Genomic DNA, 18,946 nt, shown 5'->3' with positions numbered 1-18,946 from the left:
GAGCCATGTTGTTTCGGTGATCATACACAAAATGGCTATTGTGTATGATGACAATCGGACGCTCGAACACCGGGCCGGGGGAGGGGGCCACCCTGTGATACGGTCGATCTCTGATCCGGATGGTCGGCAGGCTTTCCATTCAGGGGGTTCGCAAGCGACAGGCTTCGAGTCGAGGAAGCGGGCAGTGGCACGAAGGCGCGGGTGGGGCGGGAGTCCGCCGAAAGACGACGAGGAAGCTTCTCGCCGAATCGTCGCCGCCGCAGTCGATCTGATCGGGCGCACGGGTGCGGAGATCAGCATCGCCGACGTCGCGGAGTCGCTCGGTGTCATCCGTCAGACGGTCTACCGATACTTCCCGAGTGCGGACGCGCTGATGACGGCCGCGGCGATCGCGTCGGTCGACGGTTTCCTCGATCGGCTGACGCAGCAGGTCAGCGGTATCGAAGACGCCGTGGAAGCGATGACCGAGGCAGTCGTCTACACGCTGGCCGAGGTACGGCGAACGCCCCACCTCGGCATCTTGCTGTCGAGCACGTACTCGAACGTTCACCCCGAAAGCCTCACCTCCGAAGAAGCGCGAGCGTTCGGGATGACGATGATCAAGCGCTTCGACGTCGATTGGGAGCGTTACGGATACGACGACGAGTCGCTGCACGAACTCGTCGAATACGTGCTCCGGACGATGCAGTCCTTCTTCATCTCTCCGGGCAACCCGCCACGCGGCGAGGACGACCTGCGACGATACCTACGCCGGTGGATGGGAGCCGCGATCGTCGCCCAGATGAAGCCGTCGGCGAGCGTCTAGCGCCTCGTTCGGACAGTTCGTCGCGGTACCGATACGGCAGCTCTGTCTCCGGCTGCTACTCGTGGGAGCGTCGGCGCCGTCAGGGCGCGTCCAGCACGCTCGCCGGAACCCCATAGGGCAGGAACCGCACCCGACGGCGCGCATCGGTGTTGTCGCGATGCGCGCGCAAGGCTTCGAGTTCGCTGGGGAAGACCTGGTCGACCCGGGCCTCGCCGAGGTCATCGATGCTGTAGATCGCCCACACCCCGCTGCCGGTCTCCCCGGTGGTCTCGCCCTCGGCTTCCGGTGGACGTGGCCGTTCCGGTTGAACGAACTGACCGAACAGCGACGCCAGTGAACCGAGGCTCGCTTGATCTACGCGATCCAGATATACGCCGGCTTTTCCGAGCAGGTCGCGGAGCTCGGTGCCCGCCCCACGCAGGGCGCGTTCGAAATCTTCCGGATCGATGCCGAAAGGCCCGTTGGTTGCCATCGCATGTGCTCCTGGGGACGAGGTGGGCGTTACGTCCTCAGTGTCCTCGCGAAACGCCGACTTCGCCACGCCGACCTCGCCCGCCCCCCGACGCCCCACCTTCGACCCGGCCCCGGCAAGTGCCTTCCCGGCGACTCGGATCACGAACTCGTCCTCCTTCGCCAACAGTCGACCGGCGTGCTGATTGTCCGCCCGGACCGCCGGAACGCCGCCACCCGACCGCTGCCGCGGGCGGTCCGGCAGTGCCCGAAATTTCGTTTTGCGACGTTCGGCTTCCGGTTGGAGGCAGGATCCGTCCGTTGACCGGTTCGTCGGGCGGACTCGCCGTGATACTCGTGCACGACCGTCGCTACGACGGCTGAAGGGCTCACGCGCAGAAGGGAAACCGATGACAACCAGCCTGCCCGCATTCCCCGCGGCGAACGAGGATCTGCTGGACACCTGTATCCGGCTCCGGGAGATCGCGCCGGTGGTCGAGGTGGAGTTCCCCGGTGGCGTGCCCGCCTACCTGGCGCTCACCCACGACGCGGTGCGCGAGATCCTCGCCGGGGACAACAAGACCTTCGCCCGCGATCCGAAGCACTGGCCTGCCCTGTACGACGGTTCGATTCCCGAGGACTGGCCCTTGCGTGCCATCGTGCAGGGCGATCACCTGTCCACCAAGGACGGCGACGACCATCGTCGGCTTCGCGGCCTGATCAGCAAGGCGTTCACCCCGGGCCGGGTGCAGGCTCTGGAGCCGCGCGTCCAACAGATCATCGACCGATTGCTGGACGAGGTGGTGGCGGCAGGCGACGGTGTCGACCTGGTGCCCACCTTCACCGAAGCCCTGCCGATGGCGGTGATCTGTGAACTGTTCGGAGTGCCGGAACCGGAGCGGGATCGGCTGCGGCGCTGGACCGCGACCCTTCTGGCGCACACCACTCCGCCCGAGGAGGCGTTCGCGACGCAGAACGCCCTCATGCTGTACCTGTACGAACTGGCGGACCGCAAGCAGCGGGAGCCCGGGGACGACCTGACCACGGGCCTGGTGCAAGCCCGCGACGAGGGGGACAAGCTCACGGCCGAAGAGCTGGTCGCCGTCCTGTGGATCATGTTGGTGGCCGGCCACGAGACCACGGTGCACATGCTCGGATACGCCATTCTGGCGCTGTCGCGGCATCCCGATCAGCTCGCGCTGGCGAAGGCCGAGGACCGCTGGGCCGATGTGGTGGAAGAGACTGTGCGCTACCGCCATTCGGTGATGATGACGAGTTGGCGGTTCACGCTGACGGAAGTCACCGTGGCGGGCGTGACCATTCCCGAGGGCAAGGCGGTCGGCGTGGCCTACCAGGCATGCGGGATCGACCCGGCCCAGTACGGCGAGACGGCGAACGAGTTCGACATCACCCGCAAGCAGCACGGCGGACATCTCGGGTTCGGCCATGGACCGCGGTACTGCATCGGGGCGGGGCTGGCCCGCTTGGAGGGACGGCTCGCGCTCGCCTCGCTCTATCGACGGCTGCCGAACCTCGCACTCGCCATCGATCCGGAGAACATCCCGTATTCGCCGTCCTTCTTCACCATCGGCCCGCTGTCCCTGCCGGTCAAGCTCGGTGACGAACGGGGGTGAGTGCGGCCCGACGCGGCAACCCGTGCCGGGGGCCGAGGTCTTGTTCCGGACCGCGATCGGAGGCCGGATCGACGCCGAGTCTCCGTAGGGTGCCGGTTGCCGCGTCGGGAGACCGGCACGAGTCGGCGTTCGAGCTTCCTCGAACGCCGCTCGCGATGACGTTACGGCCGCGAACGCCGCCAATGTGGGCCTCCGCCCCCGCGTTTCCGCTGGTCAGGGCCTGTTGCGAACGGAGAACACATCATCGAAATCTAGGACAGCCTATCGCCTGTCATGTCAAGCTGCTGCGGTCCGCAGTTCCGCAGAAACTGGCAGGAAGGATCGATGACGCCGATGTCACAGGGAGATCCGATCGTCGGGACCACGTCCGAACAGCTCGCCCGAATCGCGGTCGAGGGGGCTTGGGACGCGCGGGGGCAGGTCCGCCCGGAAGCAGTGCAGTTCGCGTCGAACCTGGTGGCTGCGCTGCGCGAGCGTAGCGGCGACGGGCTGGTGCCCGATGATGTGGCCGACTTGGTGAGCCGGGCGCTGAACGTCGCCGTCCCGACGTTCCCGCGCATCGAGGCGCCGGGCGGGATCGGGCTGTCGGCGCACATGCTGCGGCAGACCAGCACCCGATCTTGCCCGCTGGTGGTCTTTCCCGCCGGATGGACACCCGTGGGTTGGCCGTTGTTCGAATACGCTTACCTCACGCTCGCGGTGAAGGGCTACCACGTGCTGGCCTACACGCCACGCGGCATCGGCTGGACCGCGCTGCCGGGTACCAACCTGCCGTGGTTCGGCACATCGGAAGGGACCGTCGACGTGGCTGGTCCCAAGGATCGGGAGGACGGCTCCGCGGTGCTCGAATACGCGATAGACGAGCTCTCGCCCAGCGGCGTCGCGTTCATGGGCGAGTCCTACGGCTCGGGCATCAGTCAGCTCGTGGCCGCGCACGACGACCGGGTGGATGTCGTCGTGGCACTCAGCACGTGGGGAAACCTCGCTACCAGCCTGTACGACAACCACACTCGCCACCTGCGGGCGGTGGACGCGCTGATCGCCCTGACCGGCGGCGACCCCGCGGACAAGTTCGACGAGGAAACGCTCGAGATCCTGGCGAAGTTCGCGGAGGGCACGGATATGGATCCGGTCGTCGACTGGGGCACCGACCGCGCGCCGGAAAGCTATGTCGGCTCCCGCGAGATCCCGACCTTCTTCTCCAATACCTGGCACGAAGGGCTCTTCCCCGTCAACCAGGTGCTGGAAACCTTCGAGAAGCTGCCGCGGCCCAAGCGACTGAACATGTGGATCGGCGATCACGCGGCGCCGGAAGGCCCCGGGCTGATCGCTCCACCCATGCCGGGAGCGGGACCGAACGAGCCGCTGCGCGAGGCGTATGCCTGGCTCGATCACTACTTGAAACGCGAGGACAACGGCGTCGACACGTGGCCGGAGATCAGCAACCAGGTCATGTTCACCTACGTGACCACCCCATCCGGGAACGGCCAGAACGTGATCATCGAACCGGCGCGGCGGGAGGAGAAGGCTTCGTGGGCAGACGTCACCACCGACACCGAAACGCTGATCCTGACCGATGAGCGTGAAGGCGGCGACGGCGCACTGACGCCCGAGGGAACGGCCGGTTGGCAGCGCAGCTTCACCGTGGGCAAGGAGCCCCAGGTCCTCGCGATGGACAAGCTCATGGCCACCGGCCAGGAAGAGTGGGCGGGCAATCCCAAGATCTACCGGACCAACGAGATCGATCGCAGCCATGCCCTGGTGTGGTCGACGGGGCCGCTGCTGGCGGCGCGCGGCGGGATAGCCCGGGAGATTCGCGGGATCCCGCGGTTACAGGTGACCATCGACAGTACCGACGAGGCCGCGACGGTGGTGGCCTACCTGCTCGATGTCGACGAGGACGATTCGGCGAGAATCATCACCCACGAGCCGAAAACAGTCGAGTCGGGCATGCCCGCCACCGTCGCTTGGGACTTGCAGGCAGCCGCCTACGACGTGCCGGACGGCCACCGATTGATGCTGGTCATCGACGGCATGGACTTCCTCTATTCCAATGCCAATTCGATCGACTCCCGGATCACCATCAGTTCACCGGCCGGCGCGGCCTCCTGCCTGGAGTTGCCGCTCGGGTGACCGTTGTGCGTGGCCCGGTTCCAGCACCGGGCCACGCCACGGTCGACGGCTCGCGTCCGAGCGCCCTGCGCATCAACTGTTTCCGTCCCTGACGCTCCGGATCGAGCCGGACGCTTCAGCCCGGAGCGAACGTCACCACCAGAACATCGCGATAGGCGGGGCGGTTTCGGTCGACCGGACGTACCGGCGAGACACTGTGCAGGGTGCGGCGGTCGTCGCCGAGCAGCAGCGCTCCCGGCCTGCCGAGTGTGCTTCGCAGCAGCCGTCTTCCGTTCGAATCGAATACCGAACTCGCGCCACCGGCAGCGTTCTGCCTGCCGACCAGAAGCGAAGAGACGAGTGTGACGCCGTCGCGGTGGCGGCCTTCCGGTGTGGGCAGACCGTTCGCGTCCGCCGATGCGATCACACGGAAGGGATGTACCTTCGCGCTCCATCGCGCCGGGGCGTCCAATGCCGTCGCCATCCGTGCGAGCAGTCGCAGCACCGCCAGGAACACGGGGTCGGCCACGAAGGATTCGGTCAGGGGCTCGAAAGTGCGATCCACGCCGATGTAGAGCGGATTGCTGTTCTCCGGCTGCACGAACGTATTCTGCGGCAACCGCCCGATCCGCTCGCTCGAGCCGGTGAGCGAGAACTGCCCGTAACGGCGCAGCCTGCATGTTCCGTGGGCGCCGGCGTAGACGTCTGTGCTCAGATCTTCCCAATGTCGACGGAAGCGATCCCAGTCCGCTGTCTCCAGACCGAGAGCTGATGTCGTGAGTGCGGCGGGCATCAGGTGAACGCCATCGGTGACCAGGGCGTGCCGAGCGGCTTCCACCGCCGGTCGGTCCCGCCCCAGTGCCTGCGGTGATTGCTGCGCCTCCGTCCCCGCCGCGGTAGGGATTCGCTTCACGGGATGATCTGCCTTTCTCTGACCTCTGCGCGACGTCGTCGACGCTCGCGACCAGGGGCTAATGAGAGCCGGTTCGGGCAGGTGTGGAGAGGATCCGGTGGGCTCTGGCCTTGACGGCGTCGGGCAGGACGTGATTGGCCAGGCCGAAAGCCTTGGACAGCAGCGAGGCGGCGAAGACTTGTTGCCGGCCGCTCAGCAGGGACTCGACGCCCTGGCGGGCCACCTCGGCGGGATCGTCCTTCGTCATGCGGCCGACGCGGGTGCCCAGCATCCCGGCGCGGCGGAAGAAGTCGGTGTCGGTGGGGCCGGGCAGCAGGGCGGTCACGGTGACATCGGTGTCCCGCAGTTCTTCGCGCAGGGCTTCGGCGAACGACTGGATGAAGGATTTCGACGCGTTGTACACCGCTTGGCCGGCGCCGGGCATCGTGGCGGCGATGGAGGAGGTGAAGAGCAGTTTGCCGTCGTTGCGCTCGACCATGCCGGGCAGGACGAGTTTGGCCAGGTGCACGGTCGAGCGGATGTTGAGACCGATGATGGACAGTTCGTCGTCGAAATCGGTTTCCAGGAACGTGCCGCCGCGGCCGACGCCCGCGTTCAAGGCGACAGCGCTGGGGTGCCGCCCGTATTCGGTGGCGGCCCGGTAGAGCTGTTCGACGCCGCCCGCCGTCCGCAGGTCGACCTGCACCGGGCGCACCTCGAAGCTCGGGTCGAGCAATGACGCGGCGGCGGTCTCGATGGCGTCGTCTTCGGCGGCGATCACCACATCGTAGCCGTGCTCGACGAATTGCCGAGCCAGCTCGAAGCCGATACCGCTGGAAGCTCCGGTGACGAGTGCGAGGGGTCTGTCTGTCATGTGATGCGGCTACCCACTGACGTCGCACTCATACGCGAACTCGGATTACCGCCGACCGCGACCGCGCGCACGAGGCCGTGCGCGCTTGTGCGATGGCCGAGCCGGTCGTTCGGGCGACTCGTGGTGGTGGCTCGCCCGCTCGGTAGTCTGCAAGGGTGTCCGCCGCTCCCGCCGACGCACCGATCACGCCGGTGCGAAACGGAGTGTTCTTCACACTTCCGGAGGCGTTGCCGCGTGGTCGGCACAAGCTGGCGCGGGAGCAGGTGCTGGCCGCGCAGCGAGAACGGCTGCTGGCCGCGGCGACCGAACTGCTGGCCGCCCGCGGTTACTCCGGATTCGGCCCCACCGACATCGCGAAGCGGGCCGGAGTCTCGTTGGCGGCTTTCTACGACGCCTTCGCCAACAAGGACGAATGCGTCTTCGCAGGCTACGACCGCTTCATCCAAGTGCTGCTGACCCAGCTCATCACGGCGGAGATCAAAGGCAGAGACCGCAGGTCCGTCGTCGGTGCGGCCCTCAGCCGGTACCTGGGCACCTTGCAGGACGACGTGGTCGTCGCTCGCGCTTACCAGGTCGAGATCGATGCGCTCGGGCCCGCCGTCCGCCGCCGGAGAAGGCAGTCGCTACGCCGGTTCGCCGAACATATCCGGGGTTTGGTGCAAGGCGCGAGCAGCGATCGGCAACCACCCCTGTCCGTCACGGCTTACATGGGCGTCGTCTACGCCGTACGTCAACTCACCGCCGACGCGCTCGACGAATCGGAAGAGCCGGACCTGACCGCGCTCAGCGCAGACTTGGAACCCTGGCTCATCGATCTGTTCCGCGAACGCTGACCGAGGGCGCTGCGCGTGTTTCCGACTTGACATGGCAGCCGCGGTCCCGCAGCATTGGCGTAAACATCATTACTCCGATATCGCCCGCCTCGGCGTGGCCACCGCAAACCGAATGCCCGATTCCGCCGTCGTCGATCCGCTCGACGGGTGCCTGTCGTCGAAAATGACCACCGGATGGCCATAACAATCGCACTTTTCACCCGTGACCTGCGTGTCCACGACAATCCCGTCCTGTTGGCCGCCGTGCGCGAGGGGGCGGCGGTGGTTCCTCTCTTCGTCGTCGACGACCGTATCGTCGGCAGCGCCCGCCCCGCCGGCAATCAGCTTCGGTTCCTCTCCGCCGCGCTGGCCGAGCTCGATGCCGAACTGCGCTGCGCCGGTGGACAGTTGGTGATCCGACACGGCGATTACGTGGATGCCGTGGATCAGGTGGCGGCGCAGGTACACGCCGACAGCGTCCACGTCGCTGAGGACGCCACCTGGTACAGCCGCTGCCGGACACGGGCGCTGCGGGAACGGCTGGCGCGTCGCAGTTGCCTGCTGCATACCCATCCCGCCACCATCACCGCCGTCGATCCGTCCGACTGCGCCCCGCACGGAGCGAGCGACCAGGTTCCCGACTTCCCGGCTTACTTCCGCCGATGGCTGGAAGCTCCCAAGCGGCGTCCCCTGGTCAAGCCGTCGGAGTTGATCGTCCCTCGCCTCGACAGTGATCCCGTTCCCAGATTCGACGAACTCGGCGATGCCGCTGTTTCACCGGAGCTGTCCGTCGGCGGGGAGATCACAGGGCGTGCGCTGTGGCGGGGCTGCACCGACGACCGGAACCCGTCACGCGGCAGGCCAAGAGGCGATCTCACCAGGGAGGGGTATTCCCGGCTGTCGCCGTACCTGCATTTCGGCTGTCTTTCCGCGGCCGAGATGGCGCATCGCACCGACATGGCGACGACGGACGGACGCGCCTTCCTCCGCCTGCTCGCTCGGCGCGACTTCCATCTCCAGTTCCTCGCCGCCCGCGCCGACATCGCCCGGTACGGTGATCGCCTCCGCCAGCGGCACCCCCATGATCCGGTCGTGGTCCATGCCTGGCGTGACGGCCGTACCGGATACCCGATCGTCGACGCCGGGATGCGGCAACTGGCCGCGCAGGGATGGATGCCGGAACGAGCGCGGGTGATCGCCGCCGATTTCCTCACTACGACGTTGCGGGTGGACTGGCGGGTCGGCGCCGAACACTTCCGGCGGTGGCTGCTCGACGCCGACGCCGCGAGCAGCCGCTTCACCTGGCAGCAGGTGGCGGGAAGCCTGCGCATTCCGTTCTCCGTCGGACGTCTCGACCCGGGCGCCGCCGGCGCTGCGGAACGCTACGACCCCGAGGGGAACTACGTGCGGCGCTGGATACCGGAATTGGCTTCCCTGCCGGGTTCAGAGATCCATCGCCCGTGGCGGCATCGCGTGCCGACTTCGGTATATCCAGCCCCTATCGCCGGTAGCGGCCGCAACTAGCGGGTCATCCGCGCGGTTTCGCGTGACCGCTGCCGGGTACCGCCGCGACGGACGTAGTTTGTCAGCCCGTCCCGACAGCCCGAGGGAGATCAACTATGGCAACCACGATCGATTCGACCACCGACGCGATCGATTTCCTCGTCCACCAGCACGGCCGGATCCGGCAACTGTTCGTCGAGACCGCCGACACCACCGATCCGGTGGAGCGCGAGAGCAAGTTCTTCGAACTGCGGCGTCTGCTCGCCGTGCACGAAACAGCCGAAGAGGAGATCATCCACCCGCGTGCCCGTCGTGAAATCGGTGATGGAGCTTCCGTCGTCGATGCGCGGCTGGCGGAAGAGAACAAGGCCAAAAAGCAGCTCGCGGCGATGGAGGAACTCGACATCAGCTCGATGGAATTCCAGGTGAAACTGGCCGCGTTGCGCGAAGCCGTGCTGGCGCATGCCGACCACGAAGAACGAGAGGAATTCACGCAGCTGCGCGAGGAACTCGACGCCGATACCTTGCAACGGATGCGCAGGACGGTGGAACTCGCCGAGACGATGGCCCCGACCCGGCCGCATCCGGGAGTGGAGTCCGCGACCGCGAACGTTTTGGTGGGACCGTTCGCCGCGATGATGGATCGCGCCAAAGACGCGATCAGCAAGCCGCGGCACTGATTCCGGATCATGCGCGCGGCGCGCGGCTTCGATGCGCCGCGCGCCGCGAGAGCGCCTGAGCCGCCACATCCGAACTGCGGCGAAGGCGCAAGGTCAGTCCGGCATATGCAGTTCGTGAGTGAACGGTTTGGTGCCGTGGACCGCGGGCTCGCCGTCGGGGTTGGTCTCGGCGCCGTGATTCACCCGGTCGTCGGTGTCGAGCCATTCGGTGACCGGATTGTCGATATAGCGCCATTCCGTGCCCGCAGGCCACGGTCCCTGCCCTTCGTTCCAGGGACCACGGGCGCTCGCCGCGCCGTTGGACATGTTGAACGCGACGTTCTGGAACCGGTCGTCGCCGGGCAGCGCTCCGGGTGGGAAATTGATCGGCAATTCGTTCAGCGCCGCGGTGAACTGCTGGAAGTGCGCGATTTCGCGGGTCATCAAGAACGAAAGCGTGTCCTGCACGCCGGGATCGTCGGTGAACTGCTTGAGGTACTCGTAGACGATCTTGGCGCGGGACTCTGCGGCGAGATTGCTGCGCAGGTCGACCGACGGCTCACCGTTGGAGTCGACGAACGAGCCCGACCACGGCACGCCCGCCGCGTCTTTCACCGCGGGTCCGCCGCCGCTCAACACGAAGTACAGCGGATTCACCGCGACCTGGTGGATGACCTGGTCCCGTCCGCCGGACGTCGACACGACCGGCATCCAGTCGCACCGCTCGTTGGCTTGTTTCAGATCGTCGTTGAGCCCGTCGAGCAACATCGTGATCATGGCGCCGACGATCTCGAGGTGACTGAATTCCTCGGTGGCGATGTCCATGAACAGGTCGTAGGTTTTCGGATGCTTCTTACGCAACAGAAACGCCTGGCTGAAATATTGCATGGCGGCTTTCAATTCACCGTTGGCGCCACCGAACTGTTCTTGCAACAGGGTCGCGAAGCGGGGGTCGGGACGGTCCACGCGAACCTCGAACTGGAGATCCTTGTTGTGGGTGAACATCGCTCTCCTTACCAGTATGGTCGGCTGTTCTAGCCTCCAGCGCGGCTTCAGTGCTCACGCAGCGCAGGACGAGCAGAGATGCGTTACTTGTTCGATGGCGACGATACGGGTTTCACCAACCCCTCTTTCGCAACGACACGAAGTGCGGCGACGGGTACAACTCCGGCCTTTCGATCACCAGCGGTCACGCTCGTGCTCGCCGCGTGGACGCTGACTCTGATGAGACGGACGTCCGACCCTGATCTGCCGGGCAGGCGCCAGCGGCGAGCTGTGACCGATCCGCCCGGCACGCATGGCCGATACCAGTTCCGCGCAGACCTCATGCGCGCCGAAGCGGGGAGACCACCCGAGTTCACCTCGCGCCTTGGAGGAGTCGAGCAGGCACGCGCGGTCGGCGAGGGCGAGCCATCCCGGGTGCAACGGCTGGAGTCCGGTCCACCATCCCGGCCAGGCGGCGGCATGGAGCGCTGCCCGTGGCGTCGGCAGGCGGAAACCTCCGAACGTGGTCGCGAGCGCGTCGGCGTGCAGAGTCGGTTCGGCGGCGAGGTTGAACGCTCCCGCCGCACGATGGCGCACAATGCGCCCGATCGCCGCGGCCACGTCCGAGCTGTGCACGAGCTGTAGCCGGAAGTCACGCCACAGTGGAACGGGCAACAGGCGCCTGCCGAGCAGCCACCTCGGCAGCCACGGCGGCAGGATCCAATCCGCCAGTTCGGCGGCGGACTCGGCCTGCGCGATTCCACATGGACGAATACGCGCTGTCCGGATCTCCGGGTTGCTCGCCTCGAAGCGGTCCAGACGCCTCTCCAACCGCGCCTTGGACGCGCTGTAGGCACTACCGGGCACCCCGGACCGTTGCCATTCTTCGGAAACGCGGCGCCATCGGTCGGCCGGGGTGTAGGCGGCGCACGAGGAAGCGGCGACGAAGTGGGGCACCGCGGTCTCGGCTGCTGCTCGCAGTACGTTCTCCGTGCCGGTCTCGTTGGTTCTGCGCATCGGAGGGTCGCCGCGACGCGGATGAATCGCCCATGCCAGGTGGACCAGTGCGTCGGCGCCCGCACAGGCCGCGCGCAAGGTCTCGACGGAGCCGGCGGCCCCGATATCGCAGGACACCCACCGGGCCGCCGAATAGGGTTCGCACGCCGGATCCGGTGCGCGACGAGCGATCCCCACGATCTCGCAGCCGTCCGCACGCAACACCCGCAACAACGCCGTGCCCACGTTGCCGCTCGCGCCGGTGACGACCACCCTCATGCGCCGCGACGCTCGGGGGTGGGGCGGGCGATCCGCGCAAGCGGGGGAGGGGCGGAGTTCCGAGCTCGATCGAGCAAGTCGGCCACCTCGATTCGCCGCGTGTCGAACACGTCGCGGCCCGTGAGCGGCCCACGCAGGCAGGCCAGGATATCCGGCATGCGCCACCTCCATTCCCACCGCGCGATTACCCCATCGGTGGGAAACAATGACAACCGGTCCGGGAATGCGCTGAAGCGAAACCGCACGGAATGGTGGCCGGGAGCGGCGAGTGTTGTCCGCGCCTGGCCGGGTAGTCGCGAAACATGGCTACTACAGCTCCACTACCAGAAGAACGGAAAGGCGCTCCGCGGCGAGCCGTGGTGACCGGGGGAGACTCCGGGATCGGTGCGGCGATCGCGGTCGCACTCGCGGCGGGCGGGACCGATGTCGGGCTGACGTTCCGCAGCGACCGGCCGGGTGCGGAGGACACCGCCGCGCAAGTGCGCGAACAGGGGCGGACCGCTGCCGTGCGCCATCTCGACTTGACGGATCCACCGGCCGCCGCGTCGGTGATCGACGACCTCGCCGGTGAACTCGGTGGCCTGGATGTGCTGGTGAACTGCGCCGGTACCGGGTCGGCGCAGAAGGTCATGGAAATGGACTTCGACACCTGGCGGCAGGTGCTGTCGGTCGACCTCGACGGCGCGTTCGTGTGCGCGCGGCGCGCCGCCGAGCACATGATCGCCGCGGCCGACGGCGGCCGGATCATCAACATCACCAGCGTGCACGAACACGCGCCCCGCGTCGGCGCCGCACCGTACTGTGCGGCCAAAGCGGGCCTGGGAGCACTGACGAAGGTGCTGGCACTGGAACTCGCCGAACACGACATCACCGTCAACTCGGTGGCGCCCGGCGAGATTTCGACACCGATGACGGGCCAGGAGGACGTCGATCCACGTGAGCAACACCGACCGGGCGTACCGCTGGGCCGAACCGGCCATGCCAAGGAGGTCGCCGCCGTAGTGGCGTTCCTCGCCGCACCGGAGGCGAGCTATGTCACCGGCGCGTCGTACGTCGTGGACGGTGGCATGCTCTTGATGGGTCCGCAGGCCAGCACCCTGCTCACCGACGAGAAATGGCGCACGCCTTAGCCACGTCCGGCCGGTCTACCGCTCCGCTACCGGGGTAAGGCAGCTGTCCGGTGGATCGACGAAGAAGCAGAGGGCCGGACCCCGGGTGGGCCGGTAATGATCGGGAACTCCGCCCGCGGCGACGAGCTGCGTGTAGGTGCCGACGGCATCGGTGGGGCGGCGGGTGAGGGTGGGGTCGGTGCGCACGTCCACGGTGTAGAGGCCGAATCGTGGGGTGTAGCTGCCCCATTCGTAGTTGTCGGTCAGGCTCCAATAGTTGTAGCCCATGACGTTCATGCCGTCGGCCTTGGCGCGCTGAATCCAGTAGACGGTGTCGCGCAGGTGATCACTGCGGGTGTAACCGTCGGCGCGAGGACGACCGTTCTCGGTGGGCATGCCGTTCTCGACGACGTAGAGCGGCTTGCCTGGGAACCGGCGCGAATAGAATTGCAGCGCATAGTAGATGCCCTCGGTGCGCAACGGCAGCTCCCAGATCTGCGGTCCCGGCAGGTTCGGCATCGCCGAGCCGCTGGCCCTCGCGATGGACTCGATCAGCGACTGCGCCGGATCGTAGGCGAAGTAGTAATCGACGCCGACGTAGTCGAGCCGGTCGGCGATGCGGTCCACCAAACCACCGTTGACCTGCTCCTCCGAGCCGGCGACATAACCGACATTGCTGGTCACCTGCGCACCCGGCTGCTGCTGGTGGATGTAGTCGTAGATGGCGTTGTGCGCCTGCGCGACCCGGTCCAGCATCTCTCCTGCGTCCGCGGCGCCCCTGCGGACCTCGTGCATGATGTAGGCGACGGGCTCGTTCACGGTGACCCACAACGGGTTACGAGACGAGTAGCGGTCGACGACGGTGCGCATGTTGGTCAGCCAGTCCGCGACCATCCGCGGACTGCGCCAGCCCCCGCGGTCGACGGCCCAGCCGGGGTACACCCAGTGATCCAGGGTGATCATCGGACGCATCCCGGCCCGCTCGACGGCGGCGATGACCGCGTCGTAGAAACGAAACGCGGACTCGTCCCACACGCCCGGCGCGGGTTGCACTCGCGCCCATTCGATTCCGATCCGGAACACCCGCACGCCGAGGTCGGCCGCGAGCTGGATGTCCGAGGCATACCGGTCGTAGAAGTCGACCGAATCGCGAAGTTCGTCGTAACCGGGATTCGCGGCGACGTACCGCGTCCAATTGCTGTCGGGCGCATGGCCTTCGGACTGGAATCCGGAAGTGGAGACGCCCCAGAGGAATTCGCCGCCCAGCGACGGTAGGCCGGCGACCGGCCGTACCGGCGGGGTGGCGGGAGAGTGCGTGGAAAGCAACAGCGTGGATGCCGCGGCGGCGAGCGCGGCGAGGACGTACCTACGGAACCGGGATCGCATCCGCCCAGGGTAACCGCGTCCTGTCCCGCGGTGTTGAAATCCGCGTATCAGGGCGATTCGAGGACGTCGATGGTTCCCCTCGCTACTGCCGACTGCCTACTGCATGGCGAAGCGCAACAGCGCCTGCATGTCGCCTTGCTTGACCTTGCCTTGGCGGTTGAGGACCTCGAGCTGCCACTGATCGCCGTTACGGAAGGCGCGGGCTACCGCATTGGCGTTGTCGGTGCCGAGCAGGGAGGGCCAGATGTCGGCGACCTGCTGGCTGTTTCCGCCGGTGGCATCGTAGATCTTGAAGGAGATGTTGTTCGCCTTCTCGAACGAGCTGCCCTTCTTGAACGCGGCGGCCACGAAGACGATGGCGTCGATCGCGGAGGGGACGTCGGCGAAGGTGACGTGGATGGTCTCGTCGTCCCCGGAGGCGGCGCCGGTCTGCTCGTCACCGGTGTGCGCGACCGATCCGTTGCCGAACGGGTCGAGCGAATCCAGGCCCGCGAAACGCACCGGCTCGCTGCCCTGCATGAGCACGGCGATCAGATCGAGATCCACACCGCGTTTGCGGCGCGCCCAGCCGAGTGCGCCACCGCTCGTGCCGGAGGACGGATCCCAGCTCACGCCCACACTCAACTTCATGATCCCCGCCAGGTCCGCGGCACCGTCTTCTTTTCTGAGCGTTATCACGCCATCAGGATACTGATTACGACCTGTCGCGCCCGCCATAACCGATTCGCCCGTCAGGGGAGCCGGATGACGTCGGCGGCCCCTGGAAATCACCGGCGCGTAATGGAACCTCGGCGTGCCCACCATGCCTTGACGACTCCGGTCGCGCCCACCTGCACTCGACGCCGGTTCGGCACGGTGGCGCGATAGTCGAACACGGCGAAATCGCTGTCCTCGATGCGGTCGAGGATTTCCGCGTACAGTGTCGCCGCCGTCGCGACGCAGGGTCGCGATCGGCGGTGCAGCAGGGCGATTCCGTCGTGGGCGAAGCGGTAGACGTCGCGGGTGAGCGCGTGCTGGGCCGCGAGGGCCTTGCGGACCCGGGGCTCGGTCCGCCGACGCGCCAGGCACCAGCGCAGCAGATCCCGGTCGACTCCGAACGCGGCCAGTTCGTCGGCGGGTAGGTATACCCGATCGCGCAGCAGGTCTTCGCCGACGTCGCGCAGGAAGTTGGTCAGCTGGAACGCCTTACCGAGTGCGGCGGCGTAAGGTGCGGCATCGGCGGCGCAGACGGTCCCCAGTACCGGGAGCAACTGCAATCCGATCACTTCGGCCGAACCGTAGACGTAGGTGTCGAGCGCGGCGCGGTCCGGGTAGTCGGTCACGGTCAGGTCCATCCGCATCGATGCGAGGAAAGCATCGAACAGGGCTGCCGGTATGCCATAGCGGTCGGCGGTGTCGAGAATCGCGGGTAGAACGACGTCGGCGGTGGCGTCGCGATCACGGAAACGCGTGGCGAGAGCATCCAGTTGCCGGGCTCTTTCCGCGGGTTCGCGGTGCGGGTCGAACTCGTCGAGGATGTCGTCGGCTCGGCGCGCGAATCCGTACAAGGCGTGTACCGCTGGACGCTGATCACGTGCGAGCAGCCGGGTCGCCAAGAAGAACGTTTTCCCGTGGCGTGCGTTGAGCTGTCGGCAACAGCGGTAGGACCGCTGGAGCGGCGAATCGCCGATCCGGGTGCTTTCGAGTCTTGTGCGGGTCATCTCGGTTCCGATCACGTCAACGATCAGTTCGGCTGTTGGTGAGCCCTGTTCCCACCGGTTCGACGCGGCGAGGCCGGGCGGGCGGTAGGCCGGTGATGCGATCCGCGGCAAGCCGACCGGAGATGAGCACCGGGGGTATTCCCACCCCTGGCACTGTCGAGCCACCGGCCAGCACGACGTTGTCGACGCCGCGGATCATGTTGGCGGGCCGGAACGGACCGGTTTGAGTGAATGTGTGGGCAAGTGCGAAAGGGCTTCCGGCGCGCATGCCGCGGCGCGACCAGTCGGCCGGCGTGTCCACGCGCAGGATCTCGACATCGCCGAGTCGCGTACCGAGGCGTTCCTGCGCGATCTGCACGATCCGCTCGATGTAATCCGGCCCGTCCTGCTCCCAATCGATGTGGCCCCGTTCGAGATTCGGCACCGGCGCGAGGACATAGAGCAGATCCCGCTCCGGTGGCGCCAGCGAGGGATCGGTAGCGGTGGGACGTGTGACCAACAGCGAGGGATCGCGCATCACCTGCCCGCGGACGGTGATGTCGTGGAATGACTCCTCCCAGGCGGTCCCGAACAACAGGCTGTGGTGCGGGATCCCGGCCGCGGGCGCACACGCGAGATGGGCGATCACCGCCGATGGGGCGGAACTCAGCGGAACCGGACGTCGCGGTGTGCGCGCGATCAGCTGGTACGCCTCGTGCAGTTCCGTCGTCAGCACGACAGCGTCGCAGGCGATTCGGTCACCGTCGCCGGTGAACACGCCGGTGATCCGCGAGCCGGTGCTCTCCAGCGCGGTCACGGCGGTGTCGTAGCGGAATCGGACACCGGCAGCGGTCGCCGCGTCGGCGAGCGCGATCGCAACGGAGCGCATGCCGCCGCGCGGAAAGAACACACCGCCGATGGTGTCCATGTAGGCGATCACCGCGTAGGCGGCCAGCGCCCGGCTGGGCGCGACGCCCGCGTAGAGCGATTGGAACGTGAAGATACGCCGCAGGTCCGGGTCGCGGATGTGTCGTGCTACGGCGCGATCCCATCGCCTGAAACCGCCCAACGCGACCAACCGAGCCAGGGCGGGGGAGACCATCGACAGCGGTGAGTCGAAATTGGAAGCGATGAAGCGGTCCATCTCCGCTCGATACAGGCGCGTCAGCCACCGCCGCAGACCGCGATAGCCGTCCGCTTCGCCGGCTCCGGCGAACCGGCGGATTTCCTCGTACATCCGTTCGGCGTCGGTGTGCACCTCCAACGTCCGGCCATCGGCGAAATGCGACCGGTACGCCGGCTCGACGGGCGCCAGCGTCAAGTGATCCGCAGCGCGAGCTCCGGCGGCGGCGAAGACGCTGTCGACGAGCTCCGGCATGGTCAGGACCGTGGGGCCGATGTCGAGCCGATACCCTCCGAGGTCCGCGTATCCGGCTCGCCCGCCAGGCACCGATTCGCGTTCCAGAACGATGACTTCTCGGGATCGGCCTGCCAGGTGCAGGGCCGCCGACAACCCCGCAAGGCCTGCTCCCACGATCACGATCCGGTCGGTAGCGCCGTTGACGGTGCGCATCGGTGGGCCTCCTGTCAGGCGACGCGTTCGGTGCAGGCGGTGGCCATCTGGCCGAGGGCGGCGCGCATCGGCGCGGTGAACGTGGCGGTATCCAGTGCGCTCAGCGCTCCAGCCACCAGTTCGGCGATCATCGTCTCGGCACGTGCGGGCGCGCCGGATTCGGCGATCAGCTCTCGGGCGCGGTCGATGTCCGCCGCGTCGAGCCGAGGACGATTCAGCAGTTCCGCCAGTTCGGTCCGGGCCGACGAGGTCGCCATCTCCCGGGCGAGGACCACGACGGTGGTCGCGGTGCGCTCCCCGAGGTCGCTGTCGGCGGGCTTGCCGGTCACGGCCTGCGCTCCGAAGATGCCGAGAAGGTCGTCACGCAACTGGAATGCCTCACCGAGCGCGGTGCCGTACCGGCCCAGCGCGTTGAGCACGGACGCATCACAGCCTGCCATCGCGGCCCCCATCTCCAAGGGCCGTCGCACCGTGTAATTGCCGGACTTGGCTCGGGCGATCGCCAGTACCGAGGTCAGTTGTGGCTCGGCGCGGGCGTCATTGAGCAGATCCTCGAACTGCCCTGTCGCCAGTTCCAGCCGCATGGTGTCGTAGTACGGCCACACCGGTCCGAGCGCGGCCGCGGGGAGCCCACTTTCCCGGAGCATCTGCTCGGCCCACACCAGGCACATGTCCCCGAGCAGTGTCGCGGCCGACTCGCCGTACCTGGTGGCGGAACCGGGCGCACCGGCGCCGCGGTGCAGTGCGGCGAACCGGACATGCGCGGACGGAGCGCCTCGGCGCGTCTCGGACTGGTCCATGACATCGTCCTGGAGAAGGGCGAACGCGTGAAGCAGCTCCAGACCGGCCGCTGCCCGCAAGGCCGCCCGGTCATCCGCTGCGCCGCACAGCCAGCCCAGATACATGAAGGTCGACCGCAGGCACTTCCCGCCCATCGCGTACTGGAGCAGGATGTCTTGCGCACCGAGGCGACGCAGCGCGGACGGGCATGCCCGCAGGAGGAAATCACCGATCTCGTCGAGCACCGCCCGCCGCACCGCCTCCCGCCATACCGGAAACGAGTCCGCGCCATCGAGCGCCGGAATCTCACCGACCGAGTCGGCCAGTGGTGATTCGGACGACGCGATGCTCATCATCGATCCCTTTCCTGCGCCTGAGGCGCGCAGCTCACTACCAGAGATGGTGTCCATAACGATGCA

The 18,946-nt window shown here is 67.2% G+C and carries 18 protein-coding genes; 7 read left to right on the top strand and 11 right to left on the bottom strand.

The genetic code is table 11. The features are described from left to right. Positions 1–184: 184 nt before the first annotated feature. A complete protein-coding gene (locus tag M8859_RS05045) occupies positions 185–805 on the top strand; it encodes a TetR/AcrR family transcriptional regulator (protein ID WP_159925660.1) in 621 nt (206 codons plus the stop codon). 79 nt (positions 806–884) lie between these two features. Here the strand turns inward: M8859_RS05045 and M8859_RS05040 are convergent, their stop codons facing one another. Then, positions 885–1,277: an Rv0313 family protein gene (locus tag M8859_RS05040; RefSeq protein ID WP_159925658.1), complete on the bottom strand. Its 393-nt coding sequence runs from the start codon at positions 1,275–1,277 to the stop codon at positions 885–887. Positions 1,278–1,665: 388 nt separating this feature from the next. Here M8859_RS05040 and M8859_RS05035 point away from each other — a divergent pair, with 388 nt between their 5' ends. Together M8859_RS05035 and M8859_RS05030 are read left to right on the top strand one after the other, a co-directional pair. Continuing rightward, a complete protein-coding gene (locus M8859_RS05035) occupies positions 1,666–2,889 on the top strand; it encodes a cytochrome P450 family protein (RefSeq protein ID WP_195071924.1) in 1,224 nt (407 codons plus the stop codon). A 324-nt stretch (positions 2,890–3,213) separates the two neighbouring features. Continuing rightward, positions 3,214–5,022 (top strand): CocE/NonD family hydrolase C-terminal non-catalytic domain-containing protein, encoded by a 1,809-nt coding sequence (locus tag M8859_RS05030; protein ID WP_159925647.1) that lies wholly within the window; start codon positions 3,214–3,216, stop codon positions 5,020–5,022. A 115-nt stretch (positions 5,023–5,137) separates the two neighbouring features. Here M8859_RS05030 and M8859_RS05025 read toward each other — a convergent pair whose 3' ends face one another. Together M8859_RS05025 and M8859_RS05020 are read right to left on the bottom strand one after the other, a co-directional pair. Then, positions 5,138–5,905, bottom strand: a complete 768-nt coding sequence (locus tag M8859_RS05025; protein WP_370523802.1) for a 2OG-Fe dioxygenase family protein — start codon at positions 5,903–5,905, stop codon at positions 5,138–5,140. A gap of 67 nt (positions 5,906–5,972) precedes the next feature. Continuing rightward, on the bottom strand, positions 5,973–6,767 hold the full coding sequence (locus M8859_RS05020; protein ID WP_159925645.1) for an SDR family NAD(P)-dependent oxidoreductase: 795 nt from the start codon (positions 6,765–6,767) through the stop codon (positions 5,973–5,975). Between the two features lie 155 nt (positions 6,768–6,922). Between M8859_RS05020 and M8859_RS05015 the strand changes: the two genes are divergently transcribed. The 3 genes from M8859_RS05015 (at position 6,923) to M8859_RS05005 (ending at position 9,762) form a co-directional block, all read left to right on the top strand. Continuing rightward, on the top strand, positions 6,923–7,600 hold the full coding sequence (locus tag M8859_RS05015) for a TetR/AcrR family transcriptional regulator (RefSeq protein WP_201295250.1): 678 nt from the start codon (positions 6,923–6,925) through the stop codon (positions 7,598–7,600). Positions 7,601–7,774: 174 nt separating this feature from the next. After that, a complete protein-coding gene (locus M8859_RS05010; protein WP_159925643.1) occupies positions 7,775–9,103 on the top strand; it encodes an FAD-binding domain-containing protein in 1,329 nt (442 codons plus the stop codon). A gap of 95 nt (positions 9,104–9,198) precedes the next feature. Then, positions 9,199–9,762: a hemerythrin domain-containing protein gene (locus M8859_RS05005; protein ID WP_195071923.1), complete on the top strand. Its 564-nt coding sequence runs from the start codon at positions 9,199–9,201 to the stop codon at positions 9,760–9,762. Positions 9,763–9,855: 93 nt separating this feature from the next. Here M8859_RS05005 and M8859_RS05000 read toward each other — a convergent pair whose 3' ends face one another. From M8859_RS05000 to M8859_RS04990, 3 genes are all read right to left on the bottom strand, one after another. Beyond that, complete coding sequence (locus tag M8859_RS05000) at positions 9,856–10,746, bottom strand: manganese catalase family protein (RefSeq protein ID WP_159925639.1); 891 nt, start codon at positions 10,744–10,746, stop codon at positions 9,856–9,858. A gap of 174 nt (positions 10,747–10,920) precedes the next feature. After that, on the bottom strand, positions 10,921–12,000 hold the full coding sequence (locus M8859_RS04995; RefSeq protein WP_159925637.1) for an NAD-dependent epimerase/dehydratase family protein: 1,080 nt from the start codon (positions 11,998–12,000) through the stop codon (positions 10,921–10,923). Continuing rightward, positions 11,997–12,158, bottom strand: a complete 162-nt coding sequence (locus M8859_RS04990) for a hypothetical protein (RefSeq protein ID WP_195139303.1) — start codon at positions 12,156–12,158, stop codon at positions 11,997–11,999. The genes M8859_RS04995 and M8859_RS04990 overlap by 4 nt, the downstream gene beginning before the upstream one ends. Before the next feature lie 144 nt (positions 12,159–12,302). On the opposite strand from M8859_RS04990, the gene M8859_RS04985 reads away from it, so the two are divergent. Beyond that, the gene (locus tag M8859_RS04985; protein WP_195139302.1) at positions 12,303–13,130 is read left to right on the top strand and encodes an SDR family oxidoreductase; all 828 of its coding nucleotides are present in this window, start codon (positions 12,303–12,305) and stop codon (positions 13,128–13,130) included. Positions 13,131–13,145: 15 nt separating this feature from the next. On the opposite strand, the gene M8859_RS04980 is transcribed toward M8859_RS04985, so the two are convergent. The 5 genes from M8859_RS04980 to M8859_RS04960 form a co-directional block, all read right to left on the bottom strand. Then, a complete protein-coding gene (locus M8859_RS04980; RefSeq protein WP_249643928.1) occupies positions 13,146–14,495 on the bottom strand; it encodes a family 1 glycosylhydrolase in 1,350 nt (449 codons plus the stop codon). Positions 14,496–14,591: 96 nt separating this feature from the next. Continuing rightward, positions 14,592–15,173 (bottom strand): TerD family protein, encoded by a 582-nt coding sequence (locus tag M8859_RS04975; protein WP_159925629.1) that lies wholly within the window; start codon positions 15,171–15,173, stop codon positions 14,592–14,594. 89 nt (positions 15,174–15,262) lie between these two features. Further along, a complete protein-coding gene (locus M8859_RS04970) occupies positions 15,263–16,195 on the bottom strand; it encodes a phytoene/squalene synthase family protein (protein WP_249643927.1) in 933 nt (310 codons plus the stop codon). A 16-nt stretch (positions 16,196–16,211) separates the two neighbouring features. Next, positions 16,212–17,747, bottom strand: coding sequence for a phytoene desaturase family protein (crtI, locus tag M8859_RS04965; RefSeq protein ID WP_249643926.1), 1,536 nt, complete (start codon positions 17,745–17,747; stop codon positions 16,212–16,214). Between the two features lie 14 nt (positions 17,748–17,761). Then, on the bottom strand, positions 17,762–18,880 hold the full coding sequence (locus M8859_RS04960) for a polyprenyl synthetase family protein (protein ID WP_249643925.1): 1,119 nt from the start codon (positions 18,878–18,880) through the stop codon (positions 17,762–17,764). Between the last annotated feature and the right edge of the window lie 66 nt (positions 18,881–18,946).

It is taken from the genome of Nocardia sputi, assembly GCF_023501985.1.
The sequence above is the reverse complement of the archived record's forward strand: the minus strand, read 5'-3'. Positions and strand labels throughout refer to the sequence as shown.

What these genes read in the sequence shown, in the direction of transcription:
- M8859_RS05035 (WP_195071924.1), top strand. Translation starts at nt 1,666, where the DNA reads ATGACAACCAGCCTGCCCGCATTCCCCGCGGCGAACGAGGATCTGCTG.
- M8859_RS05000 (WP_159925639.1), bottom strand. Translation starts at nt 10,746, where the DNA reads ATGTTCACCCACAACAAGGATCTCCAGTTCGAGGTTCGCGTGGACCGT.
- M8859_RS04980 (WP_249643928.1), bottom strand. Translation starts at nt 14,495, where the DNA reads ATGCGATCCCGGTTCCGTAGGTACGTCCTCGCCGCGCTCGCCGCCGCG.
- M8859_RS05005 (WP_195071923.1), top strand. Translation starts at nt 9,199, where the DNA reads ATGGCAACCACGATCGATTCGACCACCGACGCGATCGATTTCCTCGTC.
- M8859_RS05010 (WP_159925643.1), top strand. Translation starts at nt 7,775, where the DNA reads ATGGCCATAACAATCGCACTTTTCACCCGTGACCTGCGTGTCCACGAC.
- M8859_RS05030 (WP_159925647.1), top strand. Translation starts at nt 3,214, where the DNA reads ATGACGCCGATGTCACAGGGAGATCCGATCGTCGGGACCACGTCCGAA.
- M8859_RS04960 (WP_249643925.1), bottom strand. Translation starts at nt 18,880, where the DNA reads ATGAGCATCGCGTCGTCCGAATCACCACTGGCCGACTCGGTCGGTGAG.
- M8859_RS04990 (WP_195139303.1), bottom strand. Translation starts at nt 12,158, where the DNA reads ATGCCGGATATCCTGGCCTGCCTGCGTGGGCCGCTCACGGGCCGCGAC.
- M8859_RS05040 (WP_159925658.1), bottom strand. Translation starts at nt 1,277, where the DNA reads ATGGCAACCAACGGGCCTTTCGGCATCGATCCGGAAGATTTCGAACGC.
- M8859_RS04995 (WP_159925637.1), bottom strand. Translation starts at nt 12,000, where the DNA reads ATGAGGGTGGTCGTCACCGGCGCGAGCGGCAACGTGGGCACGGCGTTG.
- M8859_RS04970 (WP_249643927.1), bottom strand. Translation starts at nt 16,195, where the DNA reads ATGACCCGCACAAGACTCGAAAGCACCCGGATCGGCGATTCGCCGCTC.
- M8859_RS05020 (WP_159925645.1), bottom strand. Translation starts at nt 6,767, where the DNA reads ATGACAGACAGACCCCTCGCACTCGTCACCGGAGCTTCCAGCGGTATC.
- M8859_RS04985 (WP_195139302.1), top strand. Translation starts at nt 12,303, where the DNA reads ATGGCTACTACAGCTCCACTACCAGAAGAACGGAAAGGCGCTCCGCGG.
- crtI (WP_249643926.1), bottom strand. Translation starts at nt 17,747, where the DNA reads ATGCGCACCGTCAACGGCGCTACCGACCGGATCGTGATCGTGGGAGCA.